This is a genomic window from Pseudomonas sp. TH08 (assembly GCF_016651275.1).
Lineage (GTDB): Bacteria > Pseudomonadota > Gammaproteobacteria > Pseudomonadales > Pseudomonadaceae > Aquipseudomonas.
On sequence record NZ_JAEKEE010000004.1, the window covers coordinates 369,251 to 381,490 of the forward strand.

General features: G+C 57.8%; 12 protein-coding genes. 5 read left to right on the forward strand and 7 right to left on the reverse strand.

Going from position 1 to position 12,240, the window contains the following annotated elements:
• Nucleotides 1-117 precede the first annotated feature (117 nt).
• Both JFT91_RS18805 and JFT91_RS18810 read right to left on the reverse strand, forming a co-directional pair.
• The gene (locus tag JFT91_RS18805; RefSeq protein ID WP_201233464.1) at nucleotides 118-1,263 is read right to left on the reverse strand and encodes a PQQ-dependent sugar dehydrogenase; all 1,146 of its coding nucleotides are present in this window, start codon (nucleotides 1,261-1,263) and stop codon (nucleotides 118-120) included.
• A gap of 52 nt (nucleotides 1,264-1,315) precedes the next feature.
• Complete coding sequence (locus tag JFT91_RS18810) at nucleotides 1,316-1,657, reverse strand: hypothetical protein (protein ID WP_201203348.1); 342 nt, start codon at nucleotides 1,655-1,657, stop codon at nucleotides 1,316-1,318.
• A 190-nt stretch (nucleotides 1,658-1,847) separates the two neighbouring features.
• On the opposite strand from JFT91_RS18810, the gene ku reads away from it, so the two are divergent.
• On the forward strand, nucleotides 1,848-2,702 hold the full coding sequence (gene ku, locus JFT91_RS18815; RefSeq protein WP_201225502.1) for a non-homologous end joining protein Ku: 855 nt from the start codon (nucleotides 1,848-1,850) through the stop codon (nucleotides 2,700-2,702).
• 178 nt (nucleotides 2,703-2,880) lie between these two features.
• Here ku and lpxO read toward each other — a convergent pair whose 3' ends face one another.
• Entirely contained in the window at nucleotides 2,881-3,780 is a 900-nt protein-coding gene (lpxO, locus tag JFT91_RS18820; protein WP_201146572.1) for a lipid A hydroxylase LpxO, read from the reverse strand.
• A gap of 380 nt (nucleotides 3,781-4,160) precedes the next feature.
• On the opposite strand from lpxO, the gene JFT91_RS18825 reads away from it, so the two are divergent.
• Nucleotides 4,161-5,747, forward strand: a complete 1,587-nt coding sequence (locus JFT91_RS18825) for an ABC-F family ATPase (protein WP_201225500.1) — start codon at nucleotides 4,161-4,163, stop codon at nucleotides 5,745-5,747.
• 241 nt (nucleotides 5,748-5,988) lie between these two features.
• Complete coding sequence (locus tag JFT91_RS18830; protein WP_201233465.1) at nucleotides 5,989-7,176, forward strand: MFS transporter; 1,188 nt, start codon at nucleotides 5,989-5,991, stop codon at nucleotides 7,174-7,176.
• 136 nt (nucleotides 7,177-7,312) lie between these two features.
• Here JFT91_RS18830 and JFT91_RS18835 read toward each other — a convergent pair whose 3' ends face one another.
• The gene (locus JFT91_RS18835) at nucleotides 7,313-8,350 is read right to left on the reverse strand and encodes an alpha/beta hydrolase family protein (RefSeq protein WP_201225496.1); all 1,038 of its coding nucleotides are present in this window, start codon (nucleotides 8,348-8,350) and stop codon (nucleotides 7,313-7,315) included.
• Nucleotides 8,351-8,586: 236 nt separating this feature from the next.
• Nucleotides 8,587-9,198 (reverse strand): FMN-dependent NADH-azoreductase, encoded by a 612-nt coding sequence (locus tag JFT91_RS18840; protein WP_201225494.1) that lies wholly within the window; start codon nucleotides 9,196-9,198, stop codon nucleotides 8,587-8,589.
• A 127-nt stretch (nucleotides 9,199-9,325) separates the two neighbouring features.
• Here JFT91_RS18840 and JFT91_RS18845 point away from each other — a divergent pair, with 127 nt between their 5' ends.
• Nucleotides 9,326-10,234, forward strand: a complete 909-nt coding sequence (locus tag JFT91_RS18845) for a LysR substrate-binding domain-containing protein (protein WP_201233466.1) — start codon at nucleotides 9,326-9,328, stop codon at nucleotides 10,232-10,234.
• Nucleotides 10,231-10,590, forward strand: a complete 360-nt coding sequence (locus tag JFT91_RS18850; RefSeq protein WP_201233467.1) for an MmcQ/YjbR family DNA-binding protein — start codon at nucleotides 10,231-10,233, stop codon at nucleotides 10,588-10,590. The genes JFT91_RS18845 and JFT91_RS18850 overlap by 4 nt, the downstream gene beginning before the upstream one ends.
• Before the next feature lie 116 nt (nucleotides 10,591-10,706).
• On the opposite strand, the gene JFT91_RS18855 is transcribed toward JFT91_RS18850, so the two are convergent.
• Nucleotides 10,707-11,135 (reverse strand): DUF1294 domain-containing protein, encoded by a 429-nt coding sequence (locus tag JFT91_RS18855; protein WP_201233468.1) that lies wholly within the window; start codon nucleotides 11,133-11,135, stop codon nucleotides 10,707-10,709.
• Nucleotides 11,132-11,962 (reverse strand): undecaprenyl-diphosphate phosphatase, encoded by an 831-nt coding sequence (locus tag JFT91_RS18860; RefSeq protein ID WP_201225486.1) that lies wholly within the window; start codon nucleotides 11,960-11,962, stop codon nucleotides 11,132-11,134. Before JFT91_RS18860 ends, JFT91_RS18855 begins: the two co-directional genes overlap by 4 nt.
• Nucleotides 11,963-12,240: the final 278 nt, after the last annotated feature.

Here is a 12,240-nt window from a genome sequence, read left to right on the forward strand (position 1 = left end):
GTGGCGAGGGAGCTTGCTCCCGCTGGGTTGTGCAGCAGCCCCGGGAAACTTGTGAGCGCTACGCACTCAAGCGGGAGCAAGCTCCCTCGCCACAGGTTGTGTGTGTGAATTACAAATTTACTTCAACCCAAGCTTGTACAGCGAACCATTCGACTCATCCGTCAGCACATACAAATACCCATCCGGCCCTTGCCGAACATCGCGAATCCGCTGTTTGAGTTCACCGAGCAAACGCTCCTCATGCACTACCTTGTCGCCATCGAACTGCAAGCGAATCAACTCCTGCGTTACCAAAGCACCGATAAACGCGTTGTGTTGCCACGGTTTAAAACGATCACCATCGTAAAAGGCCATGCCTGTAACACCCGGTGATTTTTCCCAGACGTGGTGCGGAGCGACGGTGCCTTCGACGGTCTTGCCCTGCGCTTCCGGGATCGGCTGCATTGAATAGTTGATACCGTGAGTCGCCAAAGGCCAGCCGTAGTTCATGCCGCGCTCGATGATATTCACTTCATCACCTCCGCGCGGGCCGTGCTCGTTCTCCCACAGCGTACCCGTCCACGGGTTGAGCGCTGCGCCCTGCGGGTTGCGAATGCCGTAGGCCCAGATTTCCGGGCGCACGCCGGACTGGCCGACAAAGGGATTGTCGTCAGGCACCTTGCCGTCCGGGTAGATCCGCACGATTTTGCCTTGCAGCTTGTCGAGATCCTGTGCGGTCGGCCGATCGTTGTTTTCGCCCAAGGTGATGAACAGATAACCGTCTCGATCAAATACCAGCCGTGAACCGAAGTGATTGCCGACCGAAAGTTTCGGCTCCTGACGGAAGATCACTTTGAAATCCTCAATCGTCTTCAGGTCGTTCGACAGTCGCCCACGACCGACCGCGGTCCCGGCCTTGTCTCCGGCACCACCACCTTCGGCATATGAGAGGTAAACCAGACGATCCTGTTTAAAGTCTGGCGACAGCACTACATCCAGCAAACCGCCCTGCCCCTTGGCCCACACTTTCGGTACCCCGCCGATCGGCGTCGACAGCTTGCCATCACTGGTAACCACCCGCAGATTGCCTGGCCGCTCGGTCACCAGCATGCCTTGGCGATCGGGCAGAAAAGCCAGCGCCCATGGATGTTCAAGCCCCTGGGTTATCGTCGTGACTTCGAGGGTGCCCTGCTCGCTTTGCAGCTCCTGGGGCGCTGCGGCGAACGCCGGTGCGCTGATCAGAGCGCCGGCACACAGGCTGGCTAGAAGGGTTTTACGCAACATGTACGATTCCTTTTGTTCACTTGAAAGGCTGGCAGAACTTCAGTCCTGCCGTTCAACGGTCGCTGTCGGTACCCCGTGAGGGCGGATTGGGAATGAAGGTCGGTGGCTTGCTGGGCACGCTGCGAATTGGCTGGCCATTACCGATACCACGGTTCTCCACGGTAGGCTGGCGCGGCGTTGGCACGGTATTGGGCCCACGTACCGGCGGTGTGCTGGGCTGAGTGCCTTGCATGCTGTTGGGATTGGCCCGACGAATCGGGCTGTTGTAGGGATTGTTGCTGTTGCCAGTCGGACTTTGCGCGAGGAGTAACGTAGACGCTGGCGGCACAACGTCCGCGTGAACCAGACCGCCACTCACGGCGAGGACAGCAATGCCAAGCAAGATTCGGTTCATGGAGCGGCCTCTCGATGCGCAGGGGATAGAGCCTTCGAGTCCACGCTACGCGCTGGGTTCGGATTTGTTAACCCATGGGCGTTAAACAACATGTAACACGAGTTGACCAAGCGCCCGCAAACCAGCTCAATCGCAGGAAACTTTCGTCCGCCGCTACAGGTCATCCGATCATCACTCGGAGAACACCACCATGGCTCGGGCAATCTGGAAAGGCGCGATCAGTTTCGGACTGGTACACATCCCCGTCGCGCTGGTTTCCGCGACATCGTCACAAGGCGTGGACTTCGATTGGCTCGACAGCCGCAGCATGGATCCGGTGGGTTATAAACGGGTCAACAAAGTCACCGGCAAAGAAGTCAGCAAAGAAAACATCGTCAAAGGCGTGGCGTACGAAAAAGGTCGCTATGTGGTGCTCAGCGAGGAGGAAATTCGCTCGGCTCACCCGGTTTCCACGCAAACCATCGATATTTTTTCCTTTGTCGATGCCGAGCAGATTCCCTTGCAGAACATCGACACGCCCTACTATCTGGCGCCGGACAAACGCGGCGGCAAGGTCTACGCGCTGCTGCGTGAAACATTGAGCAAAACCAATAAAGTCGCCCTCGCGCGCGTGGTTTTACATACTCGCCAGTACCTGGCCGCGTTGATGCCGCTGGAGTCGGCGCTGGTTCTGGTCAAATTGCGTTGGCCACAAGAGGTGCGCAGCCTGGATGAGTTAGCGCTGGGCAGCGAAGTGACCAAGCCACAACTGGCCAAGGGTGAGCTCGACATGGCCAAACGCTTGGTGCAGGACATGAGCGCGGACTGGAAACCTGAGGATTACAACGACGAGTTCGAAGACAAGATCATGGCGCTGGTCGAGAAAAAGGCCCATGAAGGCCAGATCGAGGATGTCGAGACGGTGGGTGGCGAGGAAGAGCGCAAAACCGCTGATGTGATTGATTTGACCGAGCTGTTGAAACGCAGCCTTGGCGGCAAAGCCGCGGCCAAGCCGAAGGCCAAGGCCGCGCCAGCGAAGAAGACCAAAAAAGCGTCGGGGGAATGACAACTGAAGAATCGTCAGGCAACTGACAGGTAGCTTTTGAGAGAGTCACAGACACCGCAGGTATCTGTGTAGGAGCTGCGGGACGCTGCGATCTTTTGACTTTCAGATTTGAAAGACAAGATCAAAAGATCGCAGCGTGCCGCAGCTCCTACAGTAATTACCGAGCATTTGGCATCGATCAGATCAGGATGAAGATCGCCAGCAGACCGCCGAAGATCGCCCACTTCTCCATGTAATACAGCTTGCGATTGCGCTTTTTCAGTTCTTTGCCACGCAGGCGAATTTTGTAGATTTTGGTGAACAAACGGTTGATCCCGCCAGTCCGGTCACCCGCATCGTTCGGCGCACCCGCCGCCGACATCACGGTTTTGCTGAACCAGGCGTTGAACGCCGCCGCCCAGCGATATTTCATCGGGCGCTCAATGTCGCAGAAAAGGATGATCCGATTCTTGTCAGTGGTGTTTTCCGCGTAATGAATGAATGTCTCGTCAAACATCACTGCCTCACCATCGCGCCAGTGGTAGTTCTCACCATCAACGTTGATGTAGCAACCGGCATCGTTCGGCGTGTCCAGGCCCAAGTGATAACGGTAGGAACCGGCATACGGGTCACGATGGCGCACGAGTTTCGACCCCGGCGGCAATTCCGCGAACATTGCAGCCTTGATCGAGCCGATGCTCTGCACCAGTTCAGTGGTGCGAGGGCAGAGTTTCATTGCCGACGGATGGCTGTCGCCGTACCACTTCAGATAAAAGCGCTTCCAGCCGCTTTTGAAGAACGAGTTGAAACCGACATCGTCATACTGATTGGAGCGTTTGATCTCGCCGGCACGCAGCAAATTCTGACCTTCTTCGCGGATCTCCTGCCAATGCGCCTGCAACACGCTGAGATCAGGAAAATCCGCCGGGTCCAGGTAAGGCTTGTTAGGCTTCTTCGAGAACAGGTAAAGAAAGCAGTTGATCGGCGCCAGAAACGTCGAGTGATCGCTCAGTTGGCGACCGAGTTTGTGGCGCACTCGTCCACGAAGATGAACGTATGCAATGGAAATGACATAAATAGCAGCAATGATGAGTTTCACGGAAATCGTCACACGTCAGAAGTGAACAAACTGCGCGCCTGGCGGCTCGTGGCCTAGCGTCTTATGCAGTGGTCTGAATACCAATGGCACATCCTTGAGCCCGCGCGGTTGAAGGCGCTGGGTGATATGCATGGCATTTTAGCCACACTTTGTAACCGATAGTGAACACTCATCTGTGAAAAACTGTCCCGCGATTGCGCCAATCGGCGCCCGCGGCGTCTTCGCCCTATCGTTTAAAGAGCCAGACCAGTACAATCGCCGCCAAACTTTACGCGCCCCCCTTGGTTGATGACGGGAACCCCCCGCCTCAGCGCACTTTGACTCGGGCCAAGCGCTCCAGCCGCACCCTCGCTACTCAGAATGCTTCGCAGGAATAACTCTTGATCTCTACAGCTAACATCACGATGCAGTTCGGCGCCAAGCCGCTCTTCGAAAACGTTTCGGTCAAATTCGGCGCGGGCAACCGCTATGGCTTGATCGGCGCCAACGGTTGCGGCAAGTCGACCTTCATGAAAATCCTCGGCGGCGATCTCGATCCGTCCGGCGGTCAGGTCATGCTCGAGCCGAACGTGCGCCTGGGCAAGTTGCGTCAGGATCAGTTCGCCTACGAAGAATTCACCGTGATCGACACCGTGATCATGGGTCACGAAGAGCTGTGGAAGGTCAAGGCCGAGCGCGACCGCATCTACTCGCTGCCGGAAATGAGCGAAGAAGACGGCATGGCCGTGGCCGAACTGGAAACCGAATTCGCCGAGATGGACGGCTACACCGCCGAATCTCGCGCCGGTGAACTGTTGCTGGGCCTGGGTATCGGCATCGAGCAACACTTCGGCCCGATGAGCGAAGTGTCGCCAGGCTGGAAACTGCGTGTGTTGCTGGCTCAGGCACTGTTTTCCGATCCGGAAGTGCTGTTGCTCGACGAACCGACCAACCACCTGGACATCAACACCATTCGCTGGCTGGAAAACATCCTGACCCAGCGTAACAGCCTGATGATCATCATCTCTCACGACCGTCACTTCCTGAACAGCGTGTGCACCCACATGGCTGACCTGGATTACGGCGAGCTGCGCCTGTTCCCGGGCAACTACGACGAGTACATGACCGTGGCGACCCAGTCCCGCGAGCAACTGCTGTCGGACAACGCCAAGAAGAAAGCACAGATTTCCGAGCTGCAATCGTTCGTCAGCCGCTTCTCGGCCAACGCCTCGAAAGCCAAGCAGGCCACTTCCCGCGCCAAGGCGATCGACAAGATCCAACTGGCCGAGGTCAAGCCTTCGAGCCGCGTGAGCCCGTTCATCCGCTTCGATCAGAACAAGAAGCTGCACCGTCAGGCGGTCATCGTCGAAAAAATGGCCAAAGGCTTCGACGGCAAACCATTGTTCAAAGACTTCAGCTTCCAGGTTGAAGCTGGCGAGCGCGTGGCGATCATCGGCCCGAACGGTATCGGCAAGACCACCCTGCTGCGCACGCTGGTCAACGAACTGACGCCGGATGCCGGCAGCATCAAGTGGACCGACGCCGCAGAACTGGGCTACTACGCTCAGGACCACGCGCATGACTTCGAAGACGACGTCACGCTGTTCGACTGGATGGGTCAGTGGACGCAAGGCGAGCAGATGATTCGCGGTACTTTGGGCCGCATGCTGTTTTCCAACGACGAGATTCTCAAGTCGGTCAAAGTGATTTCCGGTGGTGAGCAAGGTCGCATGCTGTTCGGCAAGCTGATTCTGCAGAAGCCAAACGTGCTGATCATGGACGAACCGACCAACCACTTGGACATGGAATCGATCGAGGCGCTGAACCTGGCGCTGGAAAACTACCCGGGCACGCTGGTTTTCGTCAGCCACGACCGTGAGTTCGTATCGTCCCTGGCCACGCGCATCATCGAGCTGAGCCCGGATGGCGTGACCGACTTCAGCGGCACCTACGACGACTACCTGCGTAGCCAAGGCGTCGTGTTCTAAATAGCAGCGCCGAGTTTCGAGCGGCTAGCTGCAAGCTGAAGCCCTGTCCATGTGACAGGGCTTTTGTATTAAAGAGGCAAGATCAAAAGATCGCAGCCTGCGGCAGCTCCTACAAAATCAAAAGCGAACTCCTGTAGGAGCTGCCGCAGGCTGCGATCTTTTGATCGTTAGCCTGCTTTCTTTTATCTGACACCCACGCCATGATGCGAACTCTCCCACCGCCGCCCGCGAACGAGTCCTCATGTCTGCGCAGCAACAGCCTCCGCAAAGCTCCATGGCGATCACCCTGCAGATCGTCTCCATCGTTTTCTACACGTTTATTGCCTTCCTCTGCATCGGTTTGCCGATTGCGGTGTTGCCCGGTTACGTGCACGAACAGCTGGGTTTCAGTGCGATCATTGCCGGCCTGGTGATCGGTTCGCAGTATCTGGCGACCCTGCTCAGCCGGCCTATGGCCGGACGCATGTCGGATACGATCGGCACCAAACGGGCAATCGTTTATGGTTTGCTGGGCATTGTGCTAAGTGGCGTGCTGACGTTGATTTCGACGCTGCTGCAAAGCTTCCCCCTCACCAGCCTGTTGATTCTGATCGCCGGGCGTCTGTTGCTGGGTGTTGCCCAAGGCCTGATAGGCGTTGGGACGATCAGTTGGTGCATGGGCCAGGTCGGTGTCGAACACACCGCAAAGTCCATCGGCTGGAACGGCATAGCGTCTTATGGTGCGATTGCGATTGGCGCGCCCTTGGGTGTAGTGATGGTGGCTGATTACGGCTTTACCAGCCTTGGCATCGCCCTGTCTGTGTTGGCGACCGGGGCATTGCTGCTGATCCGCAACAAACCTTCGGTGCCAGTGATACGCGGCGAGCGCCTGCCATTCTGGGCGGTGTTCGGACGGATTGCGCCATTCGGTGCCAGCCTGACACTGGCCTCGATCGGCTACGGCACGCTGACTACCTTCATCACTTTGTACTACCTGAATCGAGGCTGGAGCGGCGCGGCGTATTGCCTGACGGTGTTCGGCGTGTGTTTCATACTGTCGCGGCTGTTGTTCATTTCGGCGATCAGCCGATTTGGCGGGTTCAACTCGGCCATCGCCTGTATGACCATCGAGACCATCGGCCTGACGCTATTGTGGCTGGCGCCCTCAACCGCGTTTGCGCTGATCGGCGCCGGATTGGCGGGCTTCGGGTTGTCGTTGGTGTACCCGGCGCTCGGGGTCGAGGCGATCAAACAGGTGCCGAGTTCCAGTCGCGGCTCAGGCCTGGGCGCTTATGCGGTGTTCTTTGATCTGGCGCTGGCGATTGCCGGGCCATTGATGGGCGCAGTGGCGTTGAATCTGGGCTATTCGTGGATTTTCTTCTGTGCGGCGCTGTTGTCAGTGATCGGCTTGGGGCTGACCCTGCTGCTCAGACGCCGCGCCAAGACCTGAGGTCTGGCGAAATCCTTGTAGGAGTGAGCCTGCTCGCGATAGCGGAGTATCAGTGAAGGAAATGTCGACTGACACTCCGCTATCGCGAGCAGGCTCACTCCTACATTAGCGGACTAGCGGTGTTTGTGGGGTCAGGTTATTGGTCGGCAGTCTGCATGCCGGCGCGCGTTGGTTGGCCCAGCGCATGGGAGAAAAAGCGCCCGGCTTCGGAAATGAGGTTGCGGTGGATGTCCTCGCGATCGACGCCGTCGGCATCGGTGCACAACGCTGGCATGGCGATGATCTGCTCTTCGTTGCACGGCGCCATGAACACGAAGTGCCCTGCCCCCGCCAGCAATTTGAAGTCTGGCGCCGTCGGCAGCTTGCGCGCCAGGGCGGCGGCGTTTTTATCGAAGGCAACCAATTTGTCGCCGTCGCCGCTGTAGAGCAGCACCGGCACATGCACATCGGCCAACGTATGACGGCCGAATTTCAGGCTCAACGGCGCCATCAGCAGCAAGGCGTGAACGCGCGGATCGGCAACGGGCTGAAGGTCATCACGGTCAACGATGAGTTCGCCCTGGGTGTTGCAGGCGTCACGATCATCCGGGCGTTCCTGGCAGTAACGACGCAGACGATCCAGATCCGGCTGCGCGCCAGACAGAATCAGTGCTGTCTCGCCACCTGCGGAATAGCCGATCACGCCGACTTGTTCGGCGTTGACGTACGGCGCCAGCATGCGGTCGCCCAAGGTTGCGGTAATGGCTTCGGAAATCTGGATCGGTCGCCCATAGAGATTGCTCAAAGTGCCGAGCCGGCTGTGATCCTTGGAGTTGTCGCCGGGGTGAATCACCGCCACAACGACAAAACCTTTGCGGGCCAGCGAAGTGGCGAGGTCGTGCAAGGCCAATGGCGTGCCGGTGTTGCCATGCGAAAGCATCAGCATTGGAAAGCGGCCGATAGCGACCTTGGTATCCTCACCCGCCTCCACCGAATATCCCTCGAGAAGGCTCATGTGCTCGCGATCACTGGAAGGATAGAACGCGATGGCGCGCATCGGTTGCAGGTCGAGTGGATCAAGGAAGGTCATTTCGTGGTAACCGACGCTCCAGACAGGATGACGCCCCGGCGCAGCTTGCACTGAATTCATGCTGCCCAGCAGGCAAATCAGTAACGTTGCACAAAGACGCATCATGGGATGCCCCACCCTGTTGTTACTCAATCGAAAGATCCGTTGCGTTGCGGGCCAGAAACGCCGGGGATTCGGTGTTCCGGTACGACAATGCCTTCAGACGTTGATCGTTTGACTGCATAACCCGGGCCAGATTATGTAACAGTCGGAAACAAAAAACTCCATATTTGGCCCTTGCAGAACCAGAATACAGAGTTTTTTGGGCGTTACCTGAACCTCAGCTGTTTTTTACGCAAGCCTTACGCAGCGGCGAACAATTGCTCGCTGATCTTTGCCTGAGCTGCGGTCATCGCGTTGTTACGCACTTCGTCGCCATACGCCAGGCCTTCGGCACGGACAATTTCGATGTCGGTGATGCCGAGGAAGCCCAGAACCAGCTTCAGGTATTCTTCGTGGGCGATACCGCTGGCCTGACCGGCATGGATACCGCCGGAGGTGGAGACGATCACCACTTTCTTGCCGCCGCACAGGCCTTCAGGGCCGGCTTCGGTGTAACGGAAGGTTTGACCTGCAACGGCAACGCGATCGATCCAGGCCTTGAGTTGGGTCGGTACGGTGAAGTTGTACATCGGTGCAGCAATGACCACGGCGTCGGCAGCGATGAACTCGGCCAGGGTCGAAGCGCTCAGCTCGGCTTCGTGCTGTTGCGCAGCGTTGCGCAGTTCTGCAGTAGTGCCGGCGGCCACCAGAGTGGTCGACGAGAAGTGGCTGATGGCATCAGCGGCGAGGTCGCGGTAAGTCACTACAGCGCTCGGCTCAGCGACTTGCCAGGCTTTGACGACTTGGCTGCTCAGCTGACGGGAAGCCGAGTTGTCGCCCAGAATGCTCGAATCGATATGCAGCAGTTTCATGTGGAATCTCCTGGAAGGAATCGCCGGTGGCGACGGAATGGAGACAATCCTACGCAAGAAACCAATAGCTGATTAGCCGCCGACAATGCGATAGTTTGTCCCATTGATAGAACAGCTGGATAACACCATGCAAGACCTCAACGACCTCTACTACTTCGCCAAAGTCGTCGAAGCCGGCGGCTTTACGGCAGCCGGGCGATTGCTCGGCATTCCCAAGTCACGGTTGTCACGACGGATTGCCGAACTGGAAGAACGCCTGGGCGCACGCTTGTTGCAGCGCACCACGCGACAACTCAACCTGACTGCCGTGGGTGAGCGTTATTTGCGCCATTGCCAGGCGATGCTGCTGGAAGCCGAGATGGCTGATGAAGCGGTGGCCAGCATGTCCAGTGCGCCGCGCGGGCGTTTGCGGGTGTCTTGCCCGACAGGCCTTGCCCAAGAACTCCTGTCGACGATCATCAGTAGCTTCCTTGGTAAATTCCCTCAGGTGCAACTGGAAGTCGTGCTGCTCAACCGCCGGGTGGATCTGGTCGCCGAGGGTTTCGACGTTGCCCTGCGTGTACGCGAACAGGGCGATGAAGACCCTCTGCTGGTGACCCGACGCCTGCGCCAGGCGCAAACGGTGGTGGTGGCCAGCCCGGCGTTTATCCAGGGTCAAACGATCAACCATCCGCAGGACTTGAGAAACCTGCCGGTACTCGGTGCGCTGGAAGCGGATCGTCTGGTACACGTACGCTTGCTCGACCAGCAGAGCAAAAGTTTCGAGTTAAGCATGGAGGCGCGGCTCGGCGTTGATGACTTTATCGTACGCAAGGCCTGTGTGCTGGCAGGGCTGGGTTTCACCTTGCTGCCGATGATGTACTGCGAAGAGGAACTACAAAACGGCACACTGGTGCAATTGCTGCCCGAATGGTCGTTGCCCGGTGGCTGGCTGCAAGCGGTGTATCCGCATCGACGCGGGGTGATGCCGGCGGTGCGCGCGTGGATCGATCATCTGGTCGAATCGTTTAATGCCTGTGGGGAACGACTGTTATGAAAATGGCAAAGATGAGCGAGGCCGATGTGGCCGCCTTCTGCCTGGCATTGCCGGGTGCTCGGGAAGACTATAAGTGGGGTGGCGTGCGGGTATTTTCGATTGCCGGCAACAAGATGTTTGCCTTGCAGGGTTTGCGCGGCGACTCACTGGCGTTCAAGGTCGACAAGGATCTGTTTCTCGGTCATTGCGACCGTCCGGGCATTCATCCGGCGCCGTATCTGGCGCGGGCGCAGTGGATCATCATGCATCCGCCCTACCCGCTGGCGGCCGAGGAATTGCGCGAATTGTTGCAGCGTTCGCATCAGTTGGTGGTGAGCAAGTTGCCGAAGAAAACTCAAATCGCTCTATTGCTGTAACCCCGTTCCCTGTAGGAGTGAGCCTGCTCGCGATAACGGTGGATCAGCTAACAAGTTGTCGACTGACAATTCGCTATCGCGAGCAGGCTCACTCCTACAGGGGAATTTGGTGTGGGTTAGAACAGGTTCAGCAGGTTCAACCGGAGGAACAGCTGGTCGATCCAAAACACCTGATGCAACAGGACGATCACCCAGAACAGAACCTGAAACGACACCTTGCGCGTCTTGTGCCGGAACACTTGCTGGGCGATCAGCGCGCCCGGCCAGCCGCCGGCCAGTTCCACGGCATGAAGGATGTTCTCCGGCGTGCGCCAGGCATCGGCGCGGGCCTTGCGTTTATCTGCCCAGTAGAGAAAAAACGCCAGCACACTGACGATGCCGTACCCCGCCAATGGCACCAGCGAGATCCCGCGCAACCACATCGACAGCGAGCCGAACAACGGCAACGCACAGATGATCAGCAACACCACCAGTTTCAACTTCAAATGCTGGATGTTGCCACTCGATGGCCGGCCCTCAGGGCGGCGTGCGCGGGAGTCACTCATGGCTTGGCTGCCGACCAGTCGATCCAGCCGAACTGCCAGGTCGCCAGAATCACCAGACCGAAGACGATCCGGTACCAGGCAAACGCCGCGTAGCTGTGGGTGGCGATGAACTTGAGCAAGCCGCGCACAGCGATCATGGCGAAGATAAACGCGGTGACGAAACCGATGGCGAATACCGGGAAATCCGCTGGCACAAACAGGTGGCGGTACTTGTAGCCCGAATACACTGCCGCACCGACCATGGTTGGCATGGCGAGGAAGAACGAGAACTCGGTGGCGGTTTTACGCGACAGACCGAACAGTAAACCGCCGATGATCGTCGAACCGGAGCGCGAGGTGCCCGGAATCATTGCCAGACATTGCGCAAAACCGACTTTAAGCGCGTCTTTCCAGGTGATTTCATCGACCGTTTCGGCGTGCACGGCATGCTGACGCTTTTCTGCCCACAACATGATGACGCCGCCAACCACCAGCGCGGCCGCGACCGTGATCGGATTGAACAGGTATTGGTGGATCAGGTCGGCAAAAATCACCCCCAACACTACCGCCGGCAAGAACGCGATCAGCAGATTGGCGGTAAAACGCCGTGCACTGGGCTGCGTCGGCAGGCCCTTTACCACGTCGAGAATCTTGCGGCGAAACTCCCAGATCACCGCGAGAATCGCGCCGAGTTGAATAATGATGTTGAACGCCATGGCCCGTTCGCCGCCGAAATTGAGCAAGTCGGCAACAATGATCTGGTGTCCGGTACTGGAAATGGGCAAAAACTCCGTCAGCCCCTCTACAACTCCAAGTATCAGTGCCTGCAAGGCGGTCCAAAGATCCATCAATCCCCCAAAGAGCGATGCGCGCGGGCATGCTCCGATAGTATTTTTCTAACGTTCACTGCGATCAGCGTAGCTGTGTATGGCTGTACCGATTCCGCGCACACAGGATCTACACGAAACAGTCAAAATTCCGTGAAATATCAACTTCGATTCAGGTTTTCATGCGCGGGGCCGAAATCCTAACAGACAAGCCTTGACAGCGCTGCCGCGTTATACGACTTGGGTCGCGTATGCCCGCTCACAAAATCGTGGTTGGATGCTGGCGGTCGTTTATTACA